20 protein-coding genes are annotated in these 27,000 nt (G+C 67.7%); 9 read left to right on the forward strand and 11 right to left on the reverse strand.

Going from position 1 to position 27,000, the window contains the following annotated elements; translation table 11 throughout:
- Position 1 precedes the first annotated feature (1 nt).
- Together HWX55_RS13755 and HWX55_RS13760 are read right to left on the reverse strand one after the other, a co-directional pair.
- Complete coding sequence (locus HWX55_RS13755; protein WP_175976068.1) at positions 2-1,579, reverse strand: mannose-1-phosphate guanylyltransferase/mannose-6-phosphate isomerase; 1,578 nt, start codon at positions 1,577-1,579, stop codon at positions 2-4.
- On the reverse strand, positions 1,576-2,154 hold the full coding sequence (locus tag HWX55_RS13760; RefSeq protein ID WP_175976069.1) for a drug:proton antiporter: 579 nt from the start codon (positions 2,152-2,154) through the stop codon (positions 1,576-1,578). The genes HWX55_RS13755 and HWX55_RS13760 overlap by 4 nt, the downstream gene beginning before the upstream one ends.
- A gap of 1,206 nt (positions 2,155-3,360) precedes the next feature.
- Here HWX55_RS13760 and HWX55_RS13765 point away from each other — a divergent pair.
- Entirely contained in the window at positions 3,361-4,752 is a 1,392-nt protein-coding gene (locus HWX55_RS13765) for a sigma-54 dependent transcriptional regulator (protein WP_175976070.1), read from the forward strand.
- 41 nt (positions 4,753-4,793) lie between these two features.
- On the opposite strand, the gene HWX55_RS13770 is transcribed toward HWX55_RS13765, so the two are convergent.
- The 6 genes from HWX55_RS13770 to HWX55_RS13795 all read right to left on the reverse strand — a co-directional run bounded on the left by HWX55_RS13770 (position 4,794) and on the right by HWX55_RS13795 (position 11,707).
- The gene (locus HWX55_RS13770; protein ID WP_175976071.1) at positions 4,794-7,280 is read right to left on the reverse strand and encodes a glycoside hydrolase family 2 protein; all 2,487 of its coding nucleotides are present in this window, start codon (positions 7,278-7,280) and stop codon (positions 4,794-4,796) included.
- Positions 7,277-8,332: a DUF1839 family protein gene (locus HWX55_RS13775; protein ID WP_175976072.1), complete on the reverse strand. Its 1,056-nt coding sequence runs from the start codon at positions 8,330-8,332 to the stop codon at positions 7,277-7,279. The genes HWX55_RS13770 and HWX55_RS13775 overlap by 4 nt, the downstream gene beginning before the upstream one ends.
- Positions 8,329-9,303 carry an amino acid--[acyl-carrier-protein] ligase gene (locus HWX55_RS13780; protein WP_175976073.1) on the reverse strand — a complete coding sequence of 325 codons (975 nt, stop codon included), beginning with the start codon at positions 9,301-9,303 and terminating at the stop codon, positions 8,329-8,331. The genes HWX55_RS13775 and HWX55_RS13780 overlap by 4 nt, the downstream gene beginning before the upstream one ends.
- A complete protein-coding gene (locus HWX55_RS13785) occupies positions 9,300-10,496 on the reverse strand; it encodes an acyl-CoA dehydrogenase family protein (RefSeq protein WP_175976074.1) in 1,197 nt (398 codons plus the stop codon). The genes HWX55_RS13780 and HWX55_RS13785 overlap by 4 nt, the downstream gene beginning before the upstream one ends.
- Positions 10,493-10,744 carry an acyl carrier protein gene (locus HWX55_RS13790; RefSeq protein WP_006490451.1) on the reverse strand — a complete coding sequence of 84 codons (252 nt, stop codon included), beginning with the start codon at positions 10,742-10,744 and terminating at the stop codon, positions 10,493-10,495. Before HWX55_RS13790 ends, HWX55_RS13785 begins: the two co-directional genes overlap by 4 nt.
- A 180-nt stretch (positions 10,745-10,924) precedes the next feature.
- Positions 10,925-11,707: a Crp/Fnr family transcriptional regulator gene (locus tag HWX55_RS13795; RefSeq protein ID WP_175976075.1), complete on the reverse strand. Its 783-nt coding sequence runs from the start codon at positions 11,705-11,707 to the stop codon at positions 10,925-10,927.
- A gap of 914 nt (positions 11,708-12,621) precedes the next feature.
- On the opposite strand from HWX55_RS13795, the gene HWX55_RS13800 reads away from it, so the two are divergent.
- The 3 genes from HWX55_RS13800 (at position 12,622) to HWX55_RS13810 (ending at position 15,599) form a co-directional block, all read left to right on the forward strand.
- Entirely contained in the window at positions 12,622-13,404 is a 783-nt protein-coding gene (locus HWX55_RS13800) for a Crp/Fnr family transcriptional regulator (protein WP_175976076.1), read from the forward strand.
- Between the two features lie 11 nt (positions 13,405-13,415).
- Positions 13,416-14,822, forward strand: a complete 1,407-nt coding sequence (locus tag HWX55_RS13805; protein WP_175976077.1) for an undecaprenyl-phosphate glucose phosphotransferase — start codon at positions 13,416-13,418, stop codon at positions 14,820-14,822.
- A 384-nt stretch (positions 14,823-15,206) separates the two neighbouring features.
- The gene (locus HWX55_RS13810; protein ID WP_069616397.1) at positions 15,207-15,599 is read left to right on the forward strand and encodes a TraR/DksA family transcriptional regulator; all 393 of its coding nucleotides are present in this window, start codon (positions 15,207-15,209) and stop codon (positions 15,597-15,599) included.
- A 256-nt stretch (positions 15,600-15,855) separates the two neighbouring features.
- Here HWX55_RS13810 and ald read toward each other — a convergent pair whose 3' ends face one another.
- Entirely contained in the window at positions 15,856-16,971 is a 1,116-nt protein-coding gene (gene ald / locus HWX55_RS13815) for an alanine dehydrogenase (RefSeq protein ID WP_175976078.1), read from the reverse strand.
- Between the two features lie 287 nt (positions 16,972-17,258).
- Here ald and HWX55_RS13820 point away from each other — a divergent pair, with 287 nt between their 5' ends.
- A complete protein-coding gene (locus HWX55_RS13820) occupies positions 17,259-17,675 on the forward strand; it encodes a DUF3995 domain-containing protein (RefSeq protein ID WP_175976079.1) in 417 nt (138 codons plus the stop codon).
- Between the two features lie 19 nt (positions 17,676-17,694).
- Here the strand turns inward: HWX55_RS13820 and HWX55_RS13825 are convergent, their stop codons facing one another.
- On the reverse strand, positions 17,695-18,282 hold the full coding sequence (locus HWX55_RS13825; protein WP_175976080.1) for an RNA 2'-phosphotransferase: 588 nt from the start codon (positions 18,280-18,282) through the stop codon (positions 17,695-17,697).
- A 590-nt stretch (positions 18,283-18,872) separates the two neighbouring features.
- Here HWX55_RS13825 and HWX55_RS13830 point away from each other — a divergent pair.
- From HWX55_RS13830 to HWX55_RS13845, 4 genes are all read left to right on the forward strand, one after another.
- Positions 18,873-19,616 (forward strand): gluconate 2-dehydrogenase subunit 3 family protein, encoded by a 744-nt coding sequence (locus HWX55_RS13830; RefSeq protein WP_175976081.1) that lies wholly within the window; start codon positions 18,873-18,875, stop codon positions 19,614-19,616.
- Positions 19,616-21,394, forward strand: a complete 1,779-nt coding sequence (locus HWX55_RS13835; RefSeq protein WP_011547848.1) for a GMC family oxidoreductase — start codon at positions 19,616-19,618, stop codon at positions 21,392-21,394. Before HWX55_RS13830 ends, HWX55_RS13835 begins: the two co-directional genes overlap by 1 nt.
- Complete coding sequence (locus tag HWX55_RS13840) at positions 21,391-22,818, forward strand: cytochrome c (RefSeq protein ID WP_175976082.1); 1,428 nt, start codon at positions 21,391-21,393, stop codon at positions 22,816-22,818. The genes HWX55_RS13835 and HWX55_RS13840 overlap by 4 nt, the downstream gene beginning before the upstream one ends.
- A 210-nt stretch (positions 22,819-23,028) precedes the next feature.
- Positions 23,029-24,744, forward strand: a complete 1,716-nt coding sequence (locus tag HWX55_RS13845) for a cation:proton antiporter (RefSeq protein WP_175976083.1) — start codon at positions 23,029-23,031, stop codon at positions 24,742-24,744.
- 27 nt (positions 24,745-24,771) lie between these two features.
- Here the strand turns inward: HWX55_RS13845 and HWX55_RS13850 are convergent, their stop codons facing one another.
- The gene (locus tag HWX55_RS13850) at positions 24,772-26,634 is read right to left on the reverse strand and encodes a penicillin-binding protein 2 (protein WP_175976084.1); all 1,863 of its coding nucleotides are present in this window, start codon (positions 26,632-26,634) and stop codon (positions 24,772-24,774) included.
- Between the last annotated feature and the right edge of the window lie 366 nt (positions 26,635-27,000).

Genomic DNA, 27,000 nt, shown 5'->3' on the forward strand with positions numbered 1-27,000 from the left:
GCTAACCTGGTTCTCCGGCCGAGAGCGATACGACCGGCGCGGGTTGCGCGGAAGTCGTCCTTGACGATGGCTGAACCGTCCCGACGACCGCCCGCCCGTACTGATCGTCGAACCGCACGATATCGTCCTCGCCGAGATAGTTGCCCGATTGCACCTCGATGATTTCGAGCGGAATCCGACCGGGATTCTCGAGTCGATGCACTTCGCCGACGGCGATATACGTCGATTCGTTCTCGCACAGCAGGAACGTCTCGGCGCCGCGCGTGACCTTCGCGGTGCCGCGCACGACGATCCAGTGCTCGGCACGGTGATAATGCATCTGCAACGACAACTGCCTGCCGGGTTCGACGACGATCCGTTTCACCTGGAAGCGCTCGCCGAAATCGATCGAATCGTAATGGCCCCACGGCCGCTGCACCTTGCGGTGCTCGCTCGCTTGCGGGCGCTGGTCGGTCTTCAGGCGCGCGACGATGTTCTTCACGCGCTGCACGTCGTGCTTGTTCGCGACCAGCACCGCATCGGCCGTCTCGATCACGACGACGTCCTTCATCCCGACGCACGCGATGAGGCGGCCTTCGGAGCGCACGAGGCTGTCCTGCGTATCCTCGAACACGATCGGCCCGCGCGCGACGTTGCCCTGATCGTCCTTCGGCATGATTTCCCAGATCGCGTCCCACGTGCCGACGTCCGACCAGCCGGCCGCGAGCGGCACCACGATGCCTTCGATGCCGAGCTCGCCGTGTTGCGCGAGGCGCTCCATCACCGCATAGTCGATCGAATCCGACGGGCACGCGTCGAAGGCCGCCGCATCGATCCGGAAGAACGGATCGTCGGCGACGCCCGCGCGCCATGCGTTCTCGCAGGCGGCGTGGATGTCCGGCGCGAGCGCGCCGATCGCCTTCAGCCAGACCGATGCGCGCGTGACGAAGATCCCGCTGTTCCACCAGTAATCGCCCGATTGCAGATAGCGTTCGGCCAGCGCCGCATCGGGTTTTTCGACGAAACGCCCAATCGCGTAGCCGCCCTGGCTGCCGTGGCGGCCCGAGCGCGGCTCGCCCACCTGGATGTAGCCGTAGCCCGTCTCCGCGCGGCGCGGCAGCACGCCGAGCGTGACGATCGCGCCTTCCTGCGCATAGCGCGCCGCGCGTGCGATCGCGTCCTGGAACGCGCCGACGTCGACGATGACGTGATCGGCCGGCATCACGGCGAGCACGGGGTCGTCCGCGAGCGCGCTCGCGTCGAACGCGGCCAGCGTCAGCGCGGGCGCGGTGTTGCGCGCGGCCGGCTCCAGCAGGATGCGGGCGGGCGCCGAGCGGCCGTGCACCTGCTCGGCGCTCATGAAGCGATGCTGTTCGCCGCAGACGAGCAGCAGCGTATCGCCGAGCGACGCGTTCGCGATGCCGTTCAGGCGGCGCGCCGTCGCCGACAGTGGCGACTCGTTCGAGACCAGCTCGATCAGTTGCTTCGGATACTGCTCGCGCGACAGCGGCCACAGCCGCGTGCCGGAGCCGCCGGCGAGAATCACCGGCAGGATGCTCGGCAGATCGGGCTCTGGAACCGGGCGAAGGGTAGGGGTCATCGGTTCGCTCCGGTATCGGCGGGTAGCCGGGCGCGCGCGCGGCCGTCGGCGCGCGCGTCGTCGTTGCGCGAGACCGAAACGGCCCGCGACAGCAGGTGACGCAGCGCGCCGGCTGCACGGTCGGCCGACCGTACCAGGCCGACGAACGGCGCACCCTGTTCGAGATACGGGCCGTAGGCCTTGCGGAATCCGAACTGTTTGTAGAACGCCTGACGCGGCGCGGGGACGTGCGTGCGCACCGCGGTGTCCGGCCATGCGGCCTGTGCGGCGGTGAGCGCGCGCCCGATCAGGCGTTCGAGCGTGTCGTCGTCGCGGCAGCTTTCGCTCGTCAGCACCTTGTCGATCACGACGTCCGGATCGATGTCGTCGCCGGGCAGGATGCGCGCGTACGCGGCGACTTCCGTCGTGTCGCCGTTGCGCACGCTCGCATAGACGTGCAGCGCGCCCGCGTCCTTGCCGTCGATGTCGAGATGCGTGTGCGCATCCTCGACCACCAGCACGGCGTTGCGCGCGCGCAGGATTGCGTAGAGATCGACGGCGCTCAGGTGTTCGAATTCACAACAATGCCATTCCATGATGCGGTCCTCGCGTGATGCCTTCGGCACGCCGCGCCGCACGGACGCGATCGTTCCGTGCGGCGCGGCGATCTTCATCATCCGGATGCGGGGTGTGGCGGTCTGTTCGAAAGCGTACTCACGCTCCGGATTTGCATGCCCGGCGCGGGATACGACGCGACGTGCGCGTCACCGGAGCGTCGCAATGTGCGGTAGCACACACCGTCGCGGCCGGTGCCTTTTCATAATTGCTTCATCGTGGCGGCCTGCAATGAAGCGCGGCCGACATCGCGCGCAAAACGGGTCACCGGGTCACCGGGACGCGGGACCGAAGATTGCGGTGGTTCGCGACCGGCCGGTCGCGCGCTTGCACCGTCGTGGTGATCGGCCGGTGCGTTTGCTTCCGGTCGAGACGTGCGCGGTGGCCGATCGCGCCGGGAGGGCCGTCATGCTGCACCGCACGGCGCGCGGGCGTGCGTCCGATGCCCGGTGCCCGGCACCCGAGCCTGTCGGCGGGGAATTCGCCGAAAAGAGGCTGCGCGGCGCGATGTCCGTGATTACGACGTGTAACGGCCGGGCGGCCCGCGCGCCGGCGCAAGGCGATGCGGCGACCCGTCGGCGCGCGCGATTATGCGGTCCGGACGCGCGGTCCCACGCACTTTTGGGAGATTTCGGTGAAAATCGCGGGTAATCAATCGTATCAATCTTGCGGAAAAGTAGTATTTGCCACTGATTGACGGGAATGGTCGGAGATAATCAAATCTCAGTGGTCAAAAGCGCGCAGCGCGGAGCCACGGGCAGCGTAACCGACTGATTCAGGATTATCTTTTGGTAACAAGGTCATCTCGAAACGGGGTGTAGATTCAGGTGCGGATGAAATGGGGCGGTCAATCCGGGCGCGGTTTGGCCGCTCTCTGGTTCAGCATCGGGCGCGACTGTCGTGTACGACGCGACGCACATGCGGACGGAATGTCCGTTTGCCGGCGTGCCCCGCCTGACGGCGGGTCGCTTCAAAGCCGGAATGTCATGGCTCCCGCAGCCGCGCATTCCGTTCGAGTTCGATGACAACGAGGCCGGATGACATCCGGCTCGACCTCCGGGGGTTTTCGCCGTGTGCAGTTTCGATCTTCGCCAAGGCTGCGGAAACGCAGCGCGGAAGGGCGGCCATGCGCCGCCGGCCGCAGCGCACGCGGACGGTTCGCGGAGTGCAGAGAGTGACGGTTCGTTATGAATATGCCAATAACGCGCGATAAGAGCGCCGGCGCGGGGAGCGGTAACGGGCAGCGTCCGCTGATTTACTGGACGCAGTCGCCGTCCGTGATGCTGCGAAAGGAATTGTCGCGCCGCGACTGGAAAGTGACGGTCGTCGCGCATGCGAACGACCTGCGCGACACGTCCGGCGAAATTACCTGCGGCATTCTCGATCTGAGCGGCGGCCATGCCGATGCGATCGGCAGCATCGCGTCGACCTGCGCGTCGATGCGCGACGTCGTCTGGGTCGCGCTCGTGGACGTCGGCCAGACGGCGTCGCCGAACGTGCGCGCGCTGTTGCGCGACTACTGCTTCGACTACGTGACGCTGCCGGCGTCGCACCAGCGGATCGCCGATACGGTCGGCCATGCGTACGGCATGGAGTGCCTGTTCGCGCGCGATCGCGAACAGCTCGAATCGGAGGAAAAGGGCATCGTCGGCACCTGCAGCGCGATGCTGCGGCTGTTCGATACGGTGCGGCGTTTCGCGCGCACCGACGCACCGGTGTTCGTGTTCGGCGAAACGGGAACCGGCAAGGAACTCACGGCCGTCGCGATCCACCGTCATTCGGAGCGGCGCAACGGCCCGTTCGTCGCGGTCAACTGCGGCGCGATTCCGCCGCATCTGCTGCAGTCCGAACTGTTCGGCTATGAGCGCGGTGCGTTTACCGGCGCGAACGCGCGCAAGATCGGCTACGTCGAGGCCGCGAACGGCGGCACGCTGCTGCTCGACGAAATCGGCGATCTGCCGCATGAAAGCCAGGCGAGTCTGCTGCGGTTTCTGCAGGAACGTTCGATTCATCGTCTTGGCGGCAGCGATCCGGTGCCGGTCGATGTCCGGATCGTGTCGGCGACGCACGTCGACCTGCGCGACGCGATGGAGGAAGGGCGTTTCCGCGCCGACCTGTTCCACCGGCTGTGCGTGATGCGCATCGACCAGCCGCCGCTGCGCGCGCGCGGCAAGGATATCGAACTGCTCGCACACCACATGCTCGAACGCTTCCGCGGCGATGCGCGCCATCGCGTGCGCGGCTTTTCGACGGACGCGATCACGGCGCTCTACAAGCACGACTGGCCGGGCAATGTCCGCGAACTGATCAACCGCGTGCGCCGTGCGGTCGTGATGACGGAGGGGCGCCTGATCACCGCGCAGGATCTCGAGCTCGAATACTGTCTCGATGCGGCATCGCCGTCGGTCGCCGACATCCGCAAGTCGATCGAGCGCGAGGCGATCGAAACCGCGTTATTGCGGACGCGCGGACGCGTCGCCGCTTCGGCGCGCGAGCTCGGCGTGTCGCGCGCGACGCTGTATCGCTGGATGGAGGCGTACGGCATCGAGCGACCGCGCGGAACGGGCTCGTCCGACTGATATGCGCCAGCATGACGCTCGCGCCGGCCGCGAGCGTCGTGTCAGCCGGCCTGCGTGGCCCGCACCGCGCGCGCGGCGTTGACGGCCCGGATTTCGACCGTGGGCGGCACGTTGTCGTCATCCATCGCAGGCTTCCCGTCGGTTCGCAAAGGAATGAGCGCGATGCGTGCCGGCGTGCCGGGCGCGAGATGGAACCAGTCGTCGCTCGGCATGAAGCCCGGCGCGTCGATCTGCACGTGGCGGGCGACGTGTCGCGTGTCGATGTCGACGTGCCAGGTCGCGCCGGTGCGCGACACGCATGCCTCGATCCCCGGTTCGCGACGCGCCAGCACGGCCGGATGCGTGCGGGACGGAAAATGGAACGCCTGCGACAGTAGCGTGCCGTCGTCGGCGCGTAAGGTCGCTACGACCGTATCGTGTTCGCAGGGGCCGAAGCGGTACGCGTAGGTCCAGTCGAAGAAGCGGCCGAGCAGCTCGGCCGAGCCGAGCCGTACCGTGTCGTGCGCGGCGATCCGCACCGGGCAGCCGGCCCGCGCGACCGGCGTGCGGCCGTCGCGCAGCGCGACCAGCTCGATCGCGGCCGACAGCGGCGCCGGGCGTTCGTTGACCACATGCACGTCGAGCCCGTTCAAGCCTTCGTCGACGAGCAGCACCTGGATCGGCTGCAGTACCTGACGCAGCGCATACCACGCCGATTTCGGCCGGTGCGCGGCGTCGATCACGCCCCATCCGGCGCCCGGCATCACGTCCTGGAACTGCCACACGAGCGCGCCCGCGCAACGCGAACCGGTGCGCCGCCATTCGGAAAACGTCTCGCGCATCACGTCCGCGATCACCGCACGCGACAGCTCGAGGTAGCGCGCCGGGTCCTCGCGCCGCAGCCGGTCGGGCACGACGTCGTACAGCGTCTGCAGATAATGGTCGCGGATATCGTCGAAATCCCACGACGTGCCGGGGTCGCGCGGCACGGCCGCCTTCCAGCGCGGTTCGTGCACGCCCGGCCAGCCGAGCTCCGCGAGCGTCGCATCGCCCGGCACGTTCGCGAACGCGAGGCATTCGCTCGCAAAGCGCACGTCCGCGCGGCGCGCGTCGTCGAGCGGGCGCAGATACGCGCCGACGCCGTAGTAGTGCGACACGCGTTCGCGCGGCATGAACGGCAGCACGCCGCCGTCGGGCGAATCGGGCACGTACGGGACGTCGGGGCGGTGCGCGGCCGCGTGGCCGGCCAGCCGGTCGGCGGTCAGCTCGAGGAAGCGCTGCTTCGGCCCGAGCCCCGACATCGCGGCCTGCTGCGCGATCTCGCTGCCGCCGCACAGCACCGCAAGCGACGGCGAAGCGCCGTGACGCGACAGGAACTGGCTCGCTTCGCGATCGACGTTGGCTGCGAACGCGGGGTCGTCGAGCGCGTAATCGAAGTTCGCGAAACCGAAGTCCTGCCAGACCAGCAGCCCGAGCCGGTCGCACCATGCGTGGAACGCGTCGGCCTCGTAGGTCATCGTGCCGCCGACGCGAATCATGTTGAAGCCGGCGTCGCGCGCGAGCCCCAGCAGGCGGCCGTAGGTCGCGTCGTCCGCGTGCAGCGCGAGCGGCGCGGCGCTGCTCCAGCATGCGCCGCGCGCGAATACGGGCACGCCGTTGATGCGCAGTCCGAAACCCTTGCCGTCCGCGCCGGCGTCGACGTCGATCGTGCGAAAACCCGTCGAGCCCAGCGACCGGCGCGCATCGCCGATATGCAGCGCGATCTCGTAGAGCGCCGGTTCACCGTGCGTATGCGGCCACCAGCGGCGCACGTTCGGTATCGCGACGCTCGTGCGCAGCCGGTCGGCGCCGGCGCGTTCGAGCGTCGCGTGATGTTCGCCGCACGACAGCCGCGCCGCGAACATGTCGGGCAGCGGCGCGGCGAACGTCAGTTCCGCATCGAGCCAGCCCGTGTCGCCTTCGACGCGTGCATGCAGTTTGCAATCGGTAAGAATGGGCCCGTCGGACGGATCGAGCACGTCGATGGGCCGCCATGGGCCGGTGGGCACATACGGCGGGAACCAGCCCGGCATATGGCCGAACAGCGACGTGCGGATCGTGCGCAGCGTGGCCGGTTCGGCCAGCCGCGTGCGCCAGCGTGCACGGCGCGTCGCGCGCGCGTCGCGCAGGTGCGGCGCGAGCGCGCGGAAACAGACGGTTAGCCGGTGCGTGCCGTCGAGCGACACGGGCACGTCGTGCGCGATGAACATGCTGTCCGAGCAGTGGATCGGCGTGTCGTCGAGCCAGGCCTGCGCGAGCGTCGCGAGGCCGTGAAAGCGCAGGATGCGCGGCCCGCGCCCGCGCAGCTCGAGCCGATACCAGTGGTCGCGCTCGTCGAGCGATGCGGCTTCGTCGAGCCGGCCGGCCAGCGCAAGCGCCTGCGCGACCGTGCCGGGCACCGGCGCCGCGATCCAGCCGTCGTGGTCGGCCGGGAGGTCGCGCGGCTCGCGCACGGCGCCCGCGACCGTCGCCCGCATCGACCACGCGGGCAGCGTGCGCGCGCGCGTCACCGCATGGCCGGCACGGGCGCCGCGTCGGCGCGCACGGGCGTCACGTGCCGCAGCGGCGCGCCGATCTGCCGCGCGCACGCGACGAGGTCGGCGTACGCGGCCTCGATCGCTTCGAGCGTCGCATCGCCGCGTTCTTCCTTGCCGCGTGCGCACGCGCGCGCGAGCCGAAATTCGAGCACCATCGCTTCGGACGCGATGCGATCGCACGCGGCGCGGATCTCGGCGAACGGCCCGGTGCAGCCGCTCGCGTGCAGCCAGCGCGCATAGTGGCCGAACAGTTCGAAATTCGCGCCGAGCTGCCGCACCGAATTGAACGAGTATGCGTGGAAGCGTTCGAGCGGCGCTTCCGCGAGGATCTGCGCATCGGTCTGCAACTGCCGGCGGAACGCCGCGATCGGATCGACGACCGGCAGGCGCCGCAGGTGGCGCTGCAACGCGGCGAGCGAGGCTTCGCACAGCGCGCGCTCGTCGAGCGGCGCAAAGCGTCGCTTCGCGCATTCGACGTACGGCGGCAGCATCATCGGCGAACTCGCGCCGATGAGCCCGTTGTAGTCGAAATCCTCGGCAACGTAATAGCCGCTGTTGTGGAAGTAGCCGATCTGGTGCTTCTCGCGGTCGATCGCGTCGATGCCGATCGTCGTCTTCGTATGCTGCGTGCGGTAGCTGGTGCCGCGCGTATCGGGCAGGAACCACGCGTCGACCTCGACGATCATCAGGTGGCCACGCGCGACCTGCGTCTCGATGTGCTGGTCGAGCGGCTCGTAGATCGAATGCTCCTGCACGACGATCCCGTAGAGCCGCTCCAGTTCGTCGTGCGGAAACTTGAAGAACGTGAACTGGTCGCCCTCGAAATCGAGCGCGATCGTAAACGGCAGCGCCGCATACGGATTGAGGCCCCACCAGCGGAGCACCTCGAGCCACATGTCGACGTAGCAGTTGGTCTGCTTCCAGACCATCTCCTGACTGTGCAGCGGGTGCGGCCGGTAGTGGCGCGCGCGGTGGCGCACGCCCTCGAACGACGCGTCTTCGCCGTCGCGGGAGACGAACCTCATCGCGCGCCCCACAGCACGTCGCGCACGTCGCTCGGCCATGCGTCGATGTCGAAGCCGTGGTGGCGGAACAGCGCGAGCGTGAGCCGCTCGAGGCCGAAGCCGACGCAGCCCGTGTGCGCGACGTCGCCGGTCGCGGTGCGGATGTCCCACAGCAGCCCGAAGTGGTCCATGTGGTAGTTGAAGCTCAGGCACGCGGTCTGCCGGTCGTCGTGCTCGATCGGAATCAGCAGCTCGAACTTCAGGTTCTGCTCGCGCTGGCTGTCCGCGACGATCTTGCCGCCGCGCCCGAAGAACGGGTCGTTCGCGAGATCGATCGCATTCGGCAGGCGCAGCGCGTCGATCATCCGCGTGCCGCGTTCGATCCATGTCTCGCGGAACGAGACGATCTGCTCGGGCGTGCCGATCCGCACGTACTCGCGCATCCGGAACAACTGCATGCGGGTCGGGTCGAGCGACGGTTCGTGACGGAAGCAGTACGAGAACACGTCGACGATCCGGCCGTCGGCGGGCAGCGCGCCGGCGCGCGCGACGACGGGATACACGGGATAGCACGCGGCCGGCGTCATCACGACGTAGGTCGGCTTCTGGTTTTCGGTCCAGTCGTCGCCGCGATCGAGGCATTGCAGCACGCGCTGATGCTGGCGTTCGTCGCCGCAGAACGCATGCACGCTGCCCGCCAGTTGCGGAAAGCTCTTCATGTATTCGCTGCGCTCGAACTCGGTGCGGCTCATCGCCGGCGGGAAGCGCAGCACTTCGGCCTGCTGGTCGGCGCCGAGGCGCGTGACGAACGCGTCGAGCGCTTCGACCACGCGCTCGAATCGTTCGCTGCGGCCGAACAGGCCCTGGATGCCGGTCGAGACCAGCAGGCCCGCATCGATCAGCGCGTCGCGCAGCGGATTGAAGCCCGCGCGGTCGAGCGGTGCGTCGGCGGGAACGGAGGGGGCGGTGGGCACGGCGAGGCGATCGTTCACGTATGTTTCTCCAGCGTCGCGGGACGCAGCGCGAGCAACAGGCTCGCAGTGTTGGCGGCAATGCGGTCGTTGCTGATCATCAGCGGCGCCGCGTGCAGGTCGCGAATGTGGCGGCCGATGCTGAACGGCGTGCCTTGCTTGTAGCCGGCCATCCCGCAGATCATCATCGCCTGGTGCGCGACCTCGAGCGCGGTCGCCGACACGTAGGTCTTCAGCGTATTGATCTCGGCGGCCCACGCCATGCCGGCCGACCACGAGCGGGCCGACGCGTTCGCGTGGAGGCGCAGCACGTTGTCGACGCGCGCCTGCATCGCCTGCATCAGCGCGAGCGATTCGGCGATGCGCCGCGCGGCGGGCGACGGCGCGCCATCGGTCTGGCGCGCCTGCGTGCGGAAGAACTGGTGCGCGCGATGGAACGCGTCGCCGGCCACGCCGATCCACACCGCGGCCCACAGGATGTGCGAGACCGGCACCATCGTTTCCTCGGCGATCTTCGCGAACGGCACCGGCAGGCATTGCACGGCGGCGCCCTGCGCGTCGAGCACGAAGCCGTTGCTGCACGTGCCTCGCATGCCGAGCGTGTCCCATTCGCCGCGGCGCGTGAGCGTGTAGCCGTCGCGCAGCAGCGTGACGAGCACCTGCTCGGAAGCCGGCGCGTCCGCATCGCGTCGCGCGGTGGCGAGAATGCCGTCCGCGTAGTCGCCGTACGAGATCGTCGGCGCGGATTTGTGCAGCCGGAACCCGCCGCCGTCGATTTCGAGCGCGCACTGGCTCGCGCGCAGGTTGCCGCCGACGCCGTCTTCCGACGTGGCCGACGCGAGCAGCCACTGGTGACGCACGAGCTGCTGCAGGAACAGCTTGTGCCAGCCCTGGTCGGCGGCATGGTCGACGATGCACGCCACCTGGATCTGGTGCATCGCGAACACCATCGCCGACGACGCGCACGCCTGGCCGAGGATCGAGCAGGCCGACGCGATGTCTTCCAGCGACGCGCCAGCGCCGCCGAGATGGGCCGGCACCATCGCGCCGAGCAGCCGGCGCGCGCGCATCGCCTCGATTGCCTCGACGGGGCAGCGCGCGTCGCGATCGACCGCATCGGCATGCTGCGCGGCGATCTGCGCGACGGCATGCGCGGCCTCGTCGAGCCGATGCGAATCGCTGTCGGACGCGAGTTCGGGAAGCAGCGCGCTCATGCGGAGTGCTCGGTGCGTTGCAGCGTGGCGATCGTGTCCGCGAGCGCGTCGATGCTGCGGAACAGGTTGCGGTTCAGCATCTCGTCGGGAATCTCGATGTTGAACTGCTTTTCGATCGCGAGCATCAGCTGGATCGTATCGAGCGAGGAGAGGCCCGCTTCGTAGAGGTCGTCCCCGTCGCCGATCGAGTCGATCGCGGCTTCGAGGTGGGCGACGTGCTTCAGGATGGTTCTGATTTCGTTTTTCACGTGCTGCTCCGGCGTGCGTGGTGTCGTCCGCTCGGGCAGACGCGCGATAAGCGCTGACATCCCCCCGGCAGTCCGGCATCAGTAGACCATCGGCAGCCCCGGCGTTCTGTTCGCCACCCTACAAACGGCTGACCCGGCACGCGGGCGACGCCGAAGCGCCGCCCCGAGCCGGCGCGCCGATCACGCGCGCGACGCGGCCGGCACGCCGGAGTCGGCCGACAGGATGCGCTTCATCTCGTCGCGCACGATCGCGCGGCAGCCGCACGACATTTTTTCGAGGCCGTCGAGGTCCGCGAGCTCGATCGAGCTGCGGTATTGCCGGATCAGGCCGAGCTTCTGGATTTCGCCGGCGGCGTCCGTGACCGTTTCGCGTCGTACGCCGAGCATTTGCGCGAGCATGCTGTGCGTCACCTGGATCTCGATGCTGCGCGTGCGGTCGAACGCGAGCAGGAACCATCTGCATAACTGATGTTTGAGCACGTGATGACGGCTGCAGAACGTGATCTGCGCGACCTGCGCCATCAGCAGCCGCACGCAGACGAACACGAGATGGCGGATCACCGGCGACGCCTCGAACGCGGTCGCGAAGACGCGCCGGTCGAGCCGGTAGACGAAGCCGTCGCGGCACGCGACCGCGCGGCAGGGCATCCGGCCGCTGCCACCGATCACGTCGTCGCAGACCACGCTTTCGCTGCCGATCTCCGCGACTTCCAGTGTCATGCCGCCGGACGACACGTACTGCAGCGAAATCGCGGTCGTGACCGGCAGGTAGACGGCGGCGAGCATTTCGCCGGGTTCGCACAGCACTTGCCCGGATTTCAGGTGAACGAGTTGCAGGTGGGGCGTCAGCGTGGCGAGTTCGTCGCGGTCGATGGCCGCGAGAAACCGGTTGGCGTCGAAGCTGTGGGAAAGCTCGATCATGCCGTTCGCATAAGCGACGGCGTCGGTGGCCTGATGAGTCACGGCGCATCCTCGCAGGTGGGCGGTCGCGCGTCGTTGCGGCGAATCCGGAATGGAAATCGCACGATCGTGCGGACTTTGTTGATCAAAAAACGGAATGACGATACTCGCGAAAAAGGCTAGCACGCAATTGAATTCGGCCAATTCGCCCTTTTGCCATTTCACAAAGTTTGACGATTTCGACTACGCGCAAACGTTATGTCGATTTAAGAATTCCTTTCTCCGGAATTAATCATCCGGAAATGGAATCGTGAACCTGCTTGTCATTCTATGTCGACCGGAATCAATCGGACAACGTGACGAATCCTACAGCGAAAGTGGCGGGAAGACATTGAACATTATTTGACAAATAAATGGGGTCAGCCAGATTTTGTATTTATATCAACTGCTTGCGGGCGATATGTGCGGTGGTGGACAGAGCCGGGAATTAGTGTGCCGATTCAAATTTGAGACAGTTTGAAACGAGCGTGTGCGGTGCGGCGAGGCCGGGAAATGCTGCGCTGCACATCACGGAAACAATTGAAAATCGGCTGTAAGTATTTGAACGATAAGCATCGCGACCGCAACGCCGGCGTCCCGAGCCGGCGCGCGGGAATTGATCAGTCGAATGCGTGCTGTGTCCGCCGTATGGGGGAGTGTCCGGAAATGAGACGTTTTTTTGGTTTTGGGGTCGGTTATTCGGGGGCTCTAAATCGGATGTGATTCATATATTAAGGACGGGCGGCTATTGGCACGTAAATCGCTTATTCGGGCTGGCGTGTCGAAACGGGGCAGTCGACTCAATTCGGCGTTGACAAGCCGATGATCAGTCGGATTCAGGGTTGTGGGCCGCAACCGCTGTCAATGTCCTGGCGCGCATCGCGATAACGAGTTCCGTGCTTGCCGCTGGCGGCGCGGACGATAAAAGGGATACAGACATGCTTCATCTTCACTCGAGCTATTCGGCGAACGCCATTCTTGCTGCCCTCCCGGAGGACAGCATCCGCGCCATCGCCCCGCATCTCGAACTGGTCAGGATCAAGGTCGGGATGCTCGACCGGGTCGGCGAGCCGATGCGTCATCTGCATTTTCCGACGACGGCGATGATGTCGGTGCAGCACCTGATGGAGGACGGTGCGATGGTCGAGGTGGCGGTGGTCGGCCGCGAGGGTGTGGTCGGGCTGGGGACGCTGGTCGGCGGTATCGCCGCGTCGAGCCGGGTCGAAGTGCGCATCGGCGGAATGGCCTATCGCGTGCCGAGTTGCGTGATGCGCGCCGAATTCGAGCGGTCGGCGCAGACCTACCGGCTGTTGCTCAACATCTGCCAGGCGACGATGGCGCAGATCTCGCGCAGCGCGCTGTGCAACCGGCATCACTCGGTCAGCGAGCAGCTCAGCCGCTGGCTGCTGCTCGCGCACGACCGGATCGACGGCGACGAGCTGGCCGTCACGCAGCAGACGATCGCGAACATGCTCGGCGTGCGGCGCGAAGGCGTGACGGAAGCGGCCGGGAACCTGCAGGAAGCCGGGCTGATCCGGCAACGCCGCGGCCGCATCACGGTGCTCGACCGCGACGGCCTCGAACATCACGCGTGCGAATGCTACAGCCTGATTCGCGCCGACTATCGGCGGTTGCTCGGCACGCGCGAGCATGCGAGGCCGGCGACGATTCGCCCGCGCATGCCGGACGCGTACCGCGGATTCCCCGCACATGGTGCGTGACGATGCAGTCGATGTCCGGTGGAACGAATGCGATCCGGCGTGCCGCGATCGCGGCGGCCGACGCCGTGCTCGTGCTGGCCGGGGCGCTCGCCGCGCAGGCGGCGTCGGGGCTCGGTTGGCATGCGCTGTCCGACGCGCAGCGCGGCGCGATCGCGCTGCTGTGCGTGCTGACGGTGGCGCTGCTGCCGCGCTACCTGCGCACCGTGCGCGGCGGCGTGGCGGTGCAGGGCGGTGCGCATGTGTTGACACACACGCTGGTGGCCGTGGTGTGTGCGAGCGTGCTGACGGTGGCCGGCACGATGTGGATCATGAATCGCGGCGGCACGGTGACGACCCGCTGGATCGCGCGCACGGTGCTGGCCGGCGACACGGCGCTGCTGCTCGGCCGCGCGGCGCTGCTGGCGCTCGCGCTGACACGCGGCGACCCGCGTGCGCGGCAGCGCCGCGTCGCCATCGTCGGCGCGACGGCATACGGGCGCGTGGCGATCGAGCGGATGCAGCTCGCGCCGAACGGCCCGTTCGCGGCCGCGTGCGTATTCGACGACGATGCGCCGGCCGCCGCGGGCGGCATCGGCGGCGTACCGGTGATCGACGACTGGAACGCGTTGCGCGAGCGGATTCGCGGCGGCGACATCGACGAGGTATGGCTCACGCTGCCGATGTCGCACGAGTGGCGAATCCAGCGCATCGTGCGCGAGTTGCGCGACGAGTTCGTCGAGTTGCGGCTGTTGCCCGACGTGCGGCAGATGGCGGTCGTCGATCGCTCCGCGACCGACGTGCTCGGCATGCCGGCGATCAATCTCGCGACCACGCCGCGCTCCGCGCCTGAGCTGTGGGCCAAGTTCGCGTTCGACCGGCTGTTCGCGTTCGGCGTGCTGATTCCGTTGCTGCCGCTGCTGACGATGCTCGCGATCGCGGTCAAGTTGTCGTCGCCGGGGCCCGTGCTGTTCAGGCAGCGCCGCAAGGGCGTCGACGGCCGCGAGTTCGACATCCTGAAGTTCCGGACGATGCGCGTGCATCGCGCGCAGCCGGGCATCGTGCGGCAGGCGTCGCGCAACGATTCGCGCATCACGCGCGTCGGCGCATTCCTGCGGCGCACGTCGCTCGACGAGTTGCCGCAGTTCTTCAACGTGCTGTTCGGGCAGATGTCGGTGGTCGGCCCGCGTCCGCACGCGATCGAACACGACGACTTGTATCGGCAACTGATCGACTGCTACATGTACCGCTACCGCGTGCGGCCCGGCATCACCGGATGGGCGCAGGTGAACGGCTATCGCGGTGAAACGCGCAAGGTCGAGGCGATGGCGGCGCGCGTGAAGTTCGATCTGTTCTACATGCAGAACTGGAGCTTCTGGTTCGACATCAAGATCATCCTGCTGACGGTGGTGCGCGGCTTCATCGGGCGCAACGCGTTCTGAGGATCCCGAATGATTGCAGCAGCGCTGCGCGAGCGATCGTATCGACCGCGCGATGCCGGTCCGCGGGCGCGGAAAGAACCGCGGCGACCGCACGGGAAATTGCTGCGCTGCGGTTGTGCCGACGCGCTGCGCCGCACGCGCCGCAAGGCGGAGATTGCGCGTCCGTCCCCAGTTTCCGCACCGCTGCCGCTGCGTGAACGGCACGCTGATTCCGGTCAACACACGCGTGTTCAATGGGTTTATCCTGCGTCGAATGCGTCCGGCGTTTCGCGTCCGGCCGCCCATCCGGATGCGACCGCGCAGGTCATGCCTGCGCGCCGCGCACCGGTGCGATACCGCGCGCCGCTCTTGTTTCGCGCGGAACCCGGAACAGGAGAGACGGCCATGTCGCTCGACCCACAACAACGGCAGACGCTGAAGCAGCGGCTGAACGAGAGCGAGCAGGCGTTGCGTGCGGAGATCCGCGCGAGCGAAGACCAGCGCGCGTCGGAATCCTATGCGGAGCTTGCCGGCGCGGCGCCGGACGAGGGCGACGAGGCGAACGCGGACCTCTTCGTCGACGTCGACCATGCGTTGATCGGCATGAAGCTGACCGAGCTGCGCGCGGTCGGCCGCGCGCAGCAGCGGATGCGCGACGGCAGTTACGGCGAATGCATCGACTGCGACGGCTCGGTCGGCTACGAGCGCCTGCTGGCGCGCCCGACCGCCGAACGCTGCACGCATTGTCAGTCGCTCTACGAGCGTCGCTACGCGACGACACCGCGCGCATCGCTCTGACGTCGTGCGTGCGTACGATCGCCGGCTATGGCCTCGTCATCCCGACGATGAGTGCGAACGGCGACGATCCCGGGAAGATTCCGACGATCGGGCGCGGCACGGCTGGCTGACGCGGCATCATGTGCTGGACACGCGCACGCTCGCCCAACTGCGGCCGCTGCAGGCGAGCGCCGGCGGCGGCACGAAGCGGAGTCGGTCGACGGGCGCGTGAACGCGGCGCGGCCGCACGCGACGCGTTCGACTCATGCCGGCAAGGTCATCCGAGTACGCCGGTCGCCGGGACGTAGGGCCGCCCGAGCGCCAGCGCGACCGCTTCATACGTGATGTGGCCGTCGCACACGTTCAGGCCCGCGCGCAGATGCGGATCGTCGAGCATCGCCTGTTTCCAGCCCTTGTCGGCGAGCGCGAGCGCATGGCCGAGTGTTGCATTGTTCAGCGCAAAGGTCGACGTGCGCGCGACCGCGCCGGGCATGTTCGCGACACAGTAGTGGACTACCCCGTCGACGACGAAGGTCGGCGCAGCATGCGTGGTCGCATGCGAAGTCTCGAAGCATCCGCCCTGGTCGATCGCGACGTCGACGACGACCGCCCCCTTGCGCATCGTCGCGATCATGTCGCGCGTGACGAGCCGCGGCGCCGATGCGCCCGGCACGAGCACGGCGCCGATCACGACGTCGGCATCGCGCACGGCTTCGTCGACCGTATGCGCATTCGAGCAGACGGTCGCGATCCGGTTGGCGAACACGAGATCGAGCTGGCGCAGCCGGTTCACGTTGGTGTCGAGCACGGTGACGCGCGCACCCAGGCCCACCGCCATCTGCAGCGCGCCGGTGCCCACCACACCCGCGCCGAGCACGACGACGTGCGCGGCCGGCACGCCCGGCACGCCGGCCGTCAGCACGCCGCGGCCACCGCGCGGGCTTTCGAGGTGGGTCGCCGCGACCTGGATCGACATGCGCCCCGCGACTTCGCTCATCGGTGCGAGCAACGGCAGGCCGCCGCCGGGGCCCGTCACGGTTTCGTAGGCGATGCAGACCGCGCCGGATTTCACGAGCGCGGCGGCCTGATCGGGATCGGGCGCGAGATGCAGATACGTGTAGAGGATCTGGCCGCGCCGCAGCATCGCGCATTCGGCCGGCTGCGGCTCCTTGACCTTGATGATCATGTCGGCGCGCGCGAAGATTTCGTCCGCGCCGTCGCTGAGCAATGCGCCCGCGGCCGTGTAGTCGTCGTCGAGCAGGCCGATCGCCGTGCCCGCACCGCGCTGCACGAGCACGCGATGGCCGTGCCGCGTGAGTTCGCGCGCGCCGGCCGGCGTGAGGCCGACGCGGTATTCGTGGTTCTTGATCTCTTTCGGCACACCGATCAGCATGAGTCGCCTCCATGGCCTTCGTTATCGTCGGCGTGCGGGCAGCCGGTTGCACAGCGGCGTGCCGATCGCAGTACTGGAATAACAGCGTAGTGGCGCGCGGAGGGAAGTCAAGCCGCAGGCTTGCGCGACGACGCGTCCGCACTGCAGCGCAGCAGGCGCGGCGACCGGTTGCGACCGGACGTCGCAATGCGCGCGTGGCCGGGTTTCGGTATCGTCGTGCGTGGCGCGGGCCGGGGCCGCGTGCCGAATCCTTTCGGCAACACAACGAGACGAGGACATCGATCGACATGACCAGTGCGTATTTCAGCGTGCCGACGCTTTGCGCCATCGCGCTCGTGCACGTCTACTGGGGGTTCGGCGGGCGGCTGGGCAAGCGCGCGGCGATTCCCGAGCAGGACGGCGTACCGCTGTTGCGGCCGACTGCCGTCGGCACGCTTGCCGTCGCGGCGGCACTGCTGGGCGGCGCAGGCGTGGTCGCCGCGCGTGCCGGCTGGCTCGGGCGCAACGCGTATCCCTGCACGATCGCGTTCGCGGTCGTTGCGCTCGCATTGATCTTCGCGGTGCGGGCCGTCGGCGATTTCCGCTACGTCGGCTTCTTCAAGCGGATTCGCGGGTCGCGTTTCGCGCGGATGGACACGCTGTATTACTCGCCGCTGTGCGCGGCGCTGGCGTTGTCGATCGCGTCGATGTTCTGGCCGTGGTGAGCGGCGGCCGGCGCACGGCTCACTCCGTGCGCGTATCGTCGATCAACGCTAGGTATTCGGCCGGCACGGCATCGGTCAGCCAGACGCCGTTTTCGGCGACGAAGAACGTATGGCCCTGCCGATGCATGCGCCGCGCATCGACTGCGAGGATCGCGGGCACGCCGTAGCGCGCGCCGACGGCCAGCGCCGTGCGGACGTCCGCCGACAGGTGTACGTGATGACGGGCGCCGGGTTTCAGCCCTTGCGCGCGAATCGAATCGAGGAAGCGCGTCGCCGTGCCGTGATAGAGGCGCTCGGGCGGTTGCGCGGCCGGATATTGGCGCTGCACGGCGGCCGTCGAATGGCCTTGCACCGCGCGGATGCGTTGACCGTCATCCGACAGCGCGAAGCGCTGCTTGTCGCTGGTTGCGCACACGCTTTCGATCGTCGCGCGATCGAGCTGGCGTCCGTGACGGGCGGCGCCGGCGATCAGTTCGTCGATGTCGGCCCAGCCTTCGGCGTCCAGTTGGAGACCGATGGCCTGCGGCTCGTGGCGCAGCAGGTAGCTCAGATATTTGCTGATGCCGGTCGCATCGGGCGCCGGCTGTTTGTTTTTCTGGGTATTCATGAGATGCGGAGGCTACCAGAGCGCGCTGCAACTCGATACCGTCATCTGTCCGGACGTCGCCGGAAAGCGACACGCGCGCGCCGCAGCTGATCGTCCGCCGGCCGGCGACGCTGTCCGCTATCTCGCCATCCTTGCACATTCCGGCTTCCGAATTTCCCATTGTTGCTAATTTCGATGCACTGAATTGCATTGAACCCCCTGGCAATGGAACCGGTTCCAGCTATAATTCGGCCGCACTCGTCGCCGGATCCGAAAGAGGTCGTGCGCGTTGCGCTTGCCGTGGGCAGACGCGACGTCTAAGTTGAACAAGGGTCATGGGCGATGACGGGCAGATGCAAGCCGATGCCGGTATTTGTCCGACGATAGGCCCGGAAGAGGTCGATCCGCGCAGCGCGCCGCCGGCATCCGCGGCGCCGCGCGGCCGCAACGAGGGCGTCCCCCCGAATCCCGGCTGGCCGCCAGCATCGAGGTTGTGCGCAACACACGAAAGAACAGGGCGACCGGCCGCCTGCGGCACGGCTGCCTGCCGGGTACGCTGCATGCGGAATGCGCGCGTCCGAACCCCGATCCCCAACGATCAACATCCGACCATGTCCACGCCACCTGACAAACCCAATTCGCGTCGCCGTTTCCTGCGCACATCGGTCGCGCTCGTGCCGATCGCGTCGGTCGCCGGTTGCGACCTGCGCTCGTCGTCGTCGCCGTCCGCGACGACGGCCGGCAACGCGTCCGCTGCGTCGGCCAGCGCCGACCGCGCGCCGTACAAGCCGACCTTTTTCGATGCGAAGGAATGGGCGTTCGTCCAGGCCGCGGTCGACCGGCTGATTCCGGCCGACGCCGAAGGCCCCGGCGCGCTCGAAGCGGGCGTGCCCGAATTCATCGATCGCCAGATGGAGACGCCGTATGCGCACGGCGCGACGTGGTACATGCAGGGGCCGTTCCAGCAGGGCGTGCCCGAGCTTGGCTACCAGTTGAAACTGGTGCCGCGCGACATCTACCGGCTCGGCATCGCGGCGGTCAACCGCTATTGCGAAAAGGCACACGGCAAGGCGTTCGCGGATCTCGACGCACCGACGCGCGACACCGTGCTCGGCGCGCTGGAGAAAGGCGGCGCGCAGATCGACGACGTCCCGCCCGGCGTGTTCCTCGGCCAGTTGCTGCAGAACACGCGCGAAGGCTACTTCTGCGATCCGGTGCATGGCGGCAATCGCGACATGGCCGCGTGGAAAATGATCGGCTTCCCGGGCGCGCGCGCGGACTTCATGGATTTCGTCAACCAGAGCGGCAAGCCCTATCCGTACGGCCCCGTCTCGATCAACGGGGAGCGCAGCTGATGGCCGCAGACAAGAAGCCGCATGTCGATGCGGTAATCGTCGGCTTCGGCTGGACCGGCGCGATTCTCGCGAAGGAACTGACCGAAGCGGGCCTGAACGTCGTCGCGCTCGAGCGCGGCGAATATCGCGACACCTACCCGGACGGCGCGTATCCGAACACGATCGACGAGCTGACCTACAACATCCGCAAGAAGCTGTTCCTCGACCTGTCGAAGACGACCGTGTCGATCCGCCACGGCCTGCAGGACACCGCGCTGCCGTACCGGCAGCTCGCCGCGTTCCTGCCGGGCGAAGGCGTCGGCGGCGCGGGGCTGCACTGGTCGGGCGTGCACTTCCGGATCACGCCGGAAGAGCTGCGCCTGCGCAGCCACTATGAAGAGCGCTACGGCAAGAAGTTCATCCCCGAAGGGATGACGATCCAGGATACGGGCGTCACGTACGACGAGCTCGAGCCGCATTTCGATTTCGCCGAGAAGGTGTTCGGCACGTCAGGGCAGGCGTACAAGGTCGGCGGCAAGGTGGTCGGCGACGGCAACGTGTTCGAGGCGAACCGCAGCGACAATTTCCCGCTGCCCGCGCAGCTCAATACGTATTCGGCGCAGCGCTTCTTCGATGCCGCGCACTCGCTCGGGCTGCATCCGTACCGGCTGCCGTCGGCCAACACGTCGGGCCCGTACACGAACCCGTACGGCGTGCAGATGGGCCCGTGCAACTTCTGCGGCTACTGCAGCGGCTACGCGTGCTACATGTATTCGAAGGCGTCGCCGAACCTGAACATCCTGCCCGCGCTGAAGCAGGCGCCGAACTTCGAGCTGCGCTCGAAGTGCCACGTGCTGCGCGTCGACCTCGACGACACGAAGAAGCGCGCGACCGGCGTGACCTACGTCGATCCGGCCGGGCGCGAGGTGCACCAGCCGGCCGATCTCGTGATCGTGGCCGCGTTCCAGTATCACAACGTGCACCTGCTGCTGCTGTCGGGCATCGGCAAGCCGTACGACCCGATCTCGGGCGAAGGCGTGGTCGGCCGCAATTTCGCGTACCAGAACCTGTCGACGATCAAGGCGTTCTTCGACAAGGACACCTACACGAATCCGTTCATCGGCGCGGGTGGCAACGGCGTCGCGGTGGACGACTTCAACGCGGACAACTTCGACCACGGCCCGCTCGGTTTCGTCGGCGGCTCGCCGCTGTGGGTGAACCAGGCCGGCGTGAAGCCGATCAGCGGCATCGCGACGCCGCCCGGCACGCCGCAGTGGGGCTCGGCGTGGAAGAAGGCCGTCAAGGACAACTACGCGCACACGATCTCGATGGATGCGCACGGCACCAACATGTCGTACCGCGACGTGTATCTCGACCTCGATCCGACCTATCGCGATTCGTACGGCCAGCCGCTGTTGCGGATGACGTTCGACTGGAAGGACAACGACATCAAGATGGCGCAGTACGTGACCGGCCAGATGAAGAAGATCGCGGAAGCGATGGGGCCGAAGGCGATCGGCGTGTCGACGCGCGAGTTCGGCAAGCACTTCGACTCGCGCCAGTACCAGACGACCCACCTCGTCGGCGGCGCGATCATGGGCACCGACCCGAAGACGAGCGTGCTGAACCGCTACCTGCAGTGCTGGGACGTGCACAACGTGTTCGTGATGGGCGCATCGGCGCTGCCGCAGGGCATCGGCTACAACCCGACCGGGATCATCGCGGCGCTGGCCTACTGGTCGGCCCGCGCGATTCGCGAGCAATACCTGAAAAATCCCGCCCCGCTGGTGACCGTATGAAGAGGACGATGAACCACCACAACGCCGCGCGCCGCGTTTCTCCGCTGCAGCGCGCGCTGGCGATCGGCTCGGCATGGGCGGCATTCGGCCTCGCGGGCGGAACCGCGTTCGCACAGCCGGCGTCCGCGCCGACCGCGGCTTCGGGCCCGGCGGCAGCACCTGCCGCCCAGTCGGCCGACGCGACCCTCATCAAGCGCGGCGAATATCTTGCGCGCGCCGGCGACTGCATCGCCTGCCACACCGCGAGCGGCGGCAAGCCGTTCGCGGGCGGGCTGAAGTTCGACACGCCGATCGGCGCGATCTACTCGACGAACATCACGCCGGACGCGAAGACGGGCCTCGGCGGCTGGACCTACGAGGACTTTACCCGTGCAGTACGCGAAGGCGTGCGCAAGAACGGCGACACGATGTATCCGGCGATGCCGTTCCCGTCGTACGCGCGGCTGACCGACGACGACATGAAGGCGCTGTACGCGTACTTCATGCACGGCGTCGCGCCGGTCGAGCACGAGAACCGCAAGGTCGACATCGTGTGGCCGCTGTCGATGCGCTGGCCGCTCGGCATCTGGCGCAAGCTGTTCGCGCCGTCGCCGAAGCCGTTCGACGCGGCGTCGTACCCCGACCCGGTGGTCGCGCGCGGCGCGTATCTGGTGCAGGGGCTCGGCCACTGCGGCGCATGCCACACGCCGCGCGCGCCGACGATGCAGGAGCGCGGGCTGACCGACGCCGATGGCCTCGACTTCCTGGCCGGCGGTGCGGCGATCGACGGCTGGGTGCCGACGAGCCTGCGCGGCGAGCCGCGCACTGGCCTGGGCGCGTGGAACGAAACCGAGATCGTGCAGTTCCTGAAAACCGGCCGCACGCTGCGCACGGCCGCGTTCGGCGGGATGACGGACGTGGTCGGCCACAGCATGCAGCACATGACCGACGACGACCTGAACGCGATCGCGCGCTACCTGAAGACGTTGCCGCCGCGCGTGCAGGGCGAGCAGCCGCACGTGTACGACGCGGCCGCGGCGAAGGCGCTGCAGACCGGCGACGCGAGCAAGCCGGGCGCGGCCGTCTATCGCGACAACTGCATGGCCTGCCACCGCAGCGACGGCCACGGCTACACGCGCGTGTTTCCGGCGCTCGCCGGCAACCCGGTCGTGCAGGGCGACGATCCGACGTCGCTGATCCACGTCGTGCTGGAAGGCAGCGCGCTGCAGGGCACGCGCACCGCGCCGTCGACCTTCACGATGCCGCCGTTCGGCTGGCGGCTGTCGGACCAGGAAGTCGCGGACGTGTCGAACTTCGTGCGCACGAGCTGGGGCAACACGGGCGCGCCGGTGACGGCCGCGCAGGTCGCGAAAGTACGCAAGAGCGTGCCGTCGACGCGGCCCGAGCCGCCGCCGGGCGCGCGGTTCCCGCAAGCGTCGCGCTGACCCGAGCGGCGGGGCGCGAGCCCCCGCCTGCTGCTGTGTTGGCGCCCACGCGCGGCGGGTCCGCGCGACGCCTTTCCCTTCGCCGGGGTTGTACCCCGCACCGCGCGCAGCGGCGTGAAATTTTCGCGGCTGCGCGCCATTCTTCCGCCTCATCCCTTATCCTTTCACTCTTGAACCTTACTAAATAGTTACAAGAGCTTGGGAGGGGGGATGCCTCATGACGTCAGCCTGATTGCGTTGCTCGCGGCCGGTTTCGGTCTCGCGATGATCTTCGGTTACCTCGCGTCGCTGCTGAAAATGCCGCCGCTCGTCGGCTATCTGCTCGCCGGGATCGTGATCGGCCCCGGCACGCCCGGTTTCGTCGGCGATCTGTCGCTCGCGCAGCAGCTCGCCGAAGTCGGCGTGATGCTGCTGATGTTCGGCGTCGGCCTGCATTTCTCGCTCGGCGATCTCCTCGCGGTGCGCAAGATCGCGCTGCCGGGGGCGATCGTCCAGATTACCGTCGCGACGCTGCTCGGCGGCGGGCTCGCGCTCACCTGGGGCTGGAGCCTCGGTGCGGCGCTCGTGTTCGGGCTCGCGCTGTCGGTCGCGAGTACCGTCGTGCTGCTGCGCGCGCTCGAAGGGCGCGGGCTCGTCGAGACGGTCAACGGGCGCATCGCGGTGGGCTGGCTGGTCGTCGAGGATCTCGTGATGGTGCTCGTGCTGGTGCTGCTGCCGCCGGTGGCGGGGCTGCTCGGCGGCACGCCGCCCGGCGACGCGCATGCGGCCGGCAGCAGCGTGTGGGGCACACTCGGCGTCACGATGCTGAAGGTCGCCGCGTTCATCGCGCTGATGCTGGTGGTCGGCAAGCGCGTGTTCCCGCGCATTCTGTGGCTCGTCGCGCGCACGGGTTCGCGCGAATTGTTTACGCTTTGCATGATTGCCGCGGCGGTCGGCATCGCGTTCGGCGCGGCGAAGCTGTTCGACGTGTCGTTCGCGCTCGGCGCGTTCTTCGCGGGGATGATGATGCGCGAGTCGGAGTTCAGCCGGCGCGCGGCCGACGAGACGCTGCCGTTGCGCGACGCGTTCTCGGTGCTGTTCTTCATCTCGGTCGGCATGCTGTTCGACCCGAAGGTGCTGATCGAAGAGCCGCTGCACGTGATCGAGGTCGCGGCGATCGTGCTGGTCGGCAAGACGCTCGCGGCCGTCGCGCTCGTGATCGCGTTCCGCTATCCGCTGAATACCGCGCTGACGGTCGGCGCGGGCCTTGCGCAGATCGGCGAATTCTCGTTCATCCTCGCGGGGCTCGGCCGTGCGCTCGGGCTGCTGTCGGCCGAGGGGCAGAGCCTGATTCTCGCGGTCGCGCTGATCTCGATCGCGATGAACACGCTGCTGTTCGCGATGATCGATCCGGCGCTCGCGTGGATCCGCAAGCATTCGGCGTTCGCGCGCAAGCTCGAGGCGCGCGACGATCCGCTCGCCGCGCTGCCGATGTCGACGCCGCAGACGCATCTGACCGGGCAGGTCGTGATCGTCGGCTACGGCAAGGTCGGCACGCGGATCGCGCATGCGCTGGACGAGCGCGGGATCGCCTATGTCGTCGTCGAGCAGAATCGCGAGCTCGTCGAGAAGCTGCGCGCGGACGGCACCGCGGCCGTGTCGGGCGACGCGATCGAGCCGATCGTGCTCGTGCAGGCGCATATCGCGCGCGCCGGGATGCTGGTCGTCACGCTGCCCGACGTGTTCGACGTGCGGCAGATCGTCGAGATCTCGCGCACGCTCAACCCGACGCTCGAGGTCGTGCTGTGCACGAACAGCGGGGACGAGGCCGCGCTGCTGTCGAGCGAGGGCATCGGCACCGTGTTCATGGGCGAGACCGAACTCGCGCGCGGGATGACCGAGCACGTGCTCGGCCGGATGGCGAAGCCGGTCGCGGCCGCGCATTGACGGCGCGCGGCATCGCGCCTCGCATCGTCAGCCTGCGGTAGCGGTCTTCGCGGGCGCGGGAGTGCCGGATTGCGCGGTCGTCTTCAACGATGCCGCAGCTTTCGGCGCCGCGACCGTTTTCTGCGCCGCGGCGGCCTGCGCCGGCGCATTCTTTTCCGGTTCGACCGGCGCGTCGGGCGGCACGCCGAGCAACTGCAGCGAGCCGCTCGTGACCGACGCGAACACCGGGCCGGCCACCGTGCCGCCGTAGTAGCCCTTGCCGCGCGGCTCGTCGATCATCACCGCGACGATCAGGCGCGGGTTGCTCATCGGCGCCATCCCCGCGAACAGCGCGCGGTACTTGCCCTTCGCATAACTCGCGCCGACCTGCTTGCGCGCGGTCCCCGTCTTGCCGCCGATCCGGTAGCCGTCGACGCGCGCGCGGCGCCCCGTGCCGCCTTCGCCGACCGCCATCTCGAGCATCGAGCGGATCGCGGCGGCCGTTTGCGGCGACGTCACGCGATGGCCGCGGTGCGCGTCGATCGTCTGCTGGTCGGTGCCGTTCTTCAGCAGCGATACCGGGTGCAGCGTGCCGTCGCCCGCATAGGCCGTGTAGGTCTGCGCGATCTGCAGCAGCGACATCGACAACCCGTAGCCGTACGCCATCGTCGCCTGCTCGATCGGCCGCCAGCGCTTGTAGCCGCGCAGCCGGCCCGACGCGACGCCCGGGAACGTCAGTTCCGGCGCGCGGCCGATCCCGTACTCCTGGTATTTGTTCCAGATCGTTTCGGCGGGCAGGTTCAGCGCCAGTTTCGCGAGCGCGACGTTGCTCGACTTCTGCAGCGCTTGCGATACCGTCAGCGACCCGTGGTTCGACGTGTCGTGGATCACCGCCGGGCCGATCTTGTAGGTGCCCGGCGACGTGTTGATGATCGTGTTCGGCGTGACCTTGCGCTCGTCGATCGACAGCGCGACGACGAGCGGCTTGATCGTCGAGCCCGGTTCGAACGTGTCGATCACCGCGCGGTTGCGCAGTTGCTGGCCGGTGAGGCGGGCGCGGTCGTTCGGGTCGAAGGTCGGATAGTTCGCGAGCGCGAGGATCTCGCCGTTCTGCGCGTCGAGCACGACGACGCTGCCGGCCAGCGCATTGTTCTCGATCACGGCCGCCTTGAGCTGGCTGAACGCGAGTTGCTGGATGCGGCGGTCGATCGTCAGTTCGATCGTCGCGCCGTGCTGCGCGGGGACGAGCGGGCGTGTGTCCGACACGATGCGGCCGAGCCGGTCGCGGATCACCTCGCGCTGGCCGGACGTGCCCTGCAGGCGCGCATTCGCCGCGAGTTCGACGCCTTCCTGGCCCTTGTCCTCGACGTTCGTGAAGCCGACCACGTGTGCGGCCGATTCGCCTTCCGGGTAGAAGCGTTTCGAGTCGGCGATCTGAGTGATGCCGTCGATCGCGAGCTTGTCGAGCCGGCTGGCGGTGTCCGCGTCGACCTGCCGCTTGAGCAGCACGAACGTCTTGTCGTTGCCGAGACGCCGCTTCACCTCGGCGAGCGGCAGGTCGAGCAGCTTCGCGAGCTGCGGGTAATCGGTGTCGGCGACCTGTTTCGGGTTCGCCCAGATTTCATAGGTCGACAGGCTGACCGCGAGCATCGCGCCGTTGCGGTCGACGATGCGTCCGCGCATCGCGTCGAGCTCGATCGTGCGCTGATAGCGCTTCTGGCCCTGGCCGACGTAGAAATCCTGGTTCGCGACCTGCACCCAGAACGCGCGCGCGATCAGCGCGGCGAATGCGAGGAACACGACGACCACGATCAGCCGCGAGCGCCACATCGGCAGGCGCGCGGCGAGCATTGGATTCTTGGTCGCCGCTGCATACGGATCGGCAGGGTGGGTCTTCTTTTTCACGCTCATGCAATGGCCGGGTGGGGCCGCCGGACGGCGGCGGGTCAGTCTGAATAATGCGATTGTAATAAATGAGTAAACACCGTGTGAGGAAAGTATGATCCGGCCCCGCAAAAAGACGAAGGGTCGGTCGTCTGGAAAACGGAGGAAAGCGCAGCAAGGCGGGGCGACGTAGGATGCCGCGGCGGCTGCGGAGGATGAAACACGGGCGATCCGTCGCGAGCGGAGCCGGACACGCGGTCTCCGCCATCGCGCGATCGCGACCGTTCCGACGCGCGATCAATTGCCCGCACGACGATTATTTCTTTAATCTCGAAAATAAAAAGCGCCTCGAACGGAGGCGCCATTCATGCTGAATATCGAAATGAATATCAC

It is taken from the genome of Burkholderia sp. BCC1047 (genome assembly GCF_902833155.1).
Classification (GTDB): Bacteria; Pseudomonadota; Gammaproteobacteria; order Burkholderiales; family Burkholderiaceae; genus Burkholderia; species Burkholderia sola.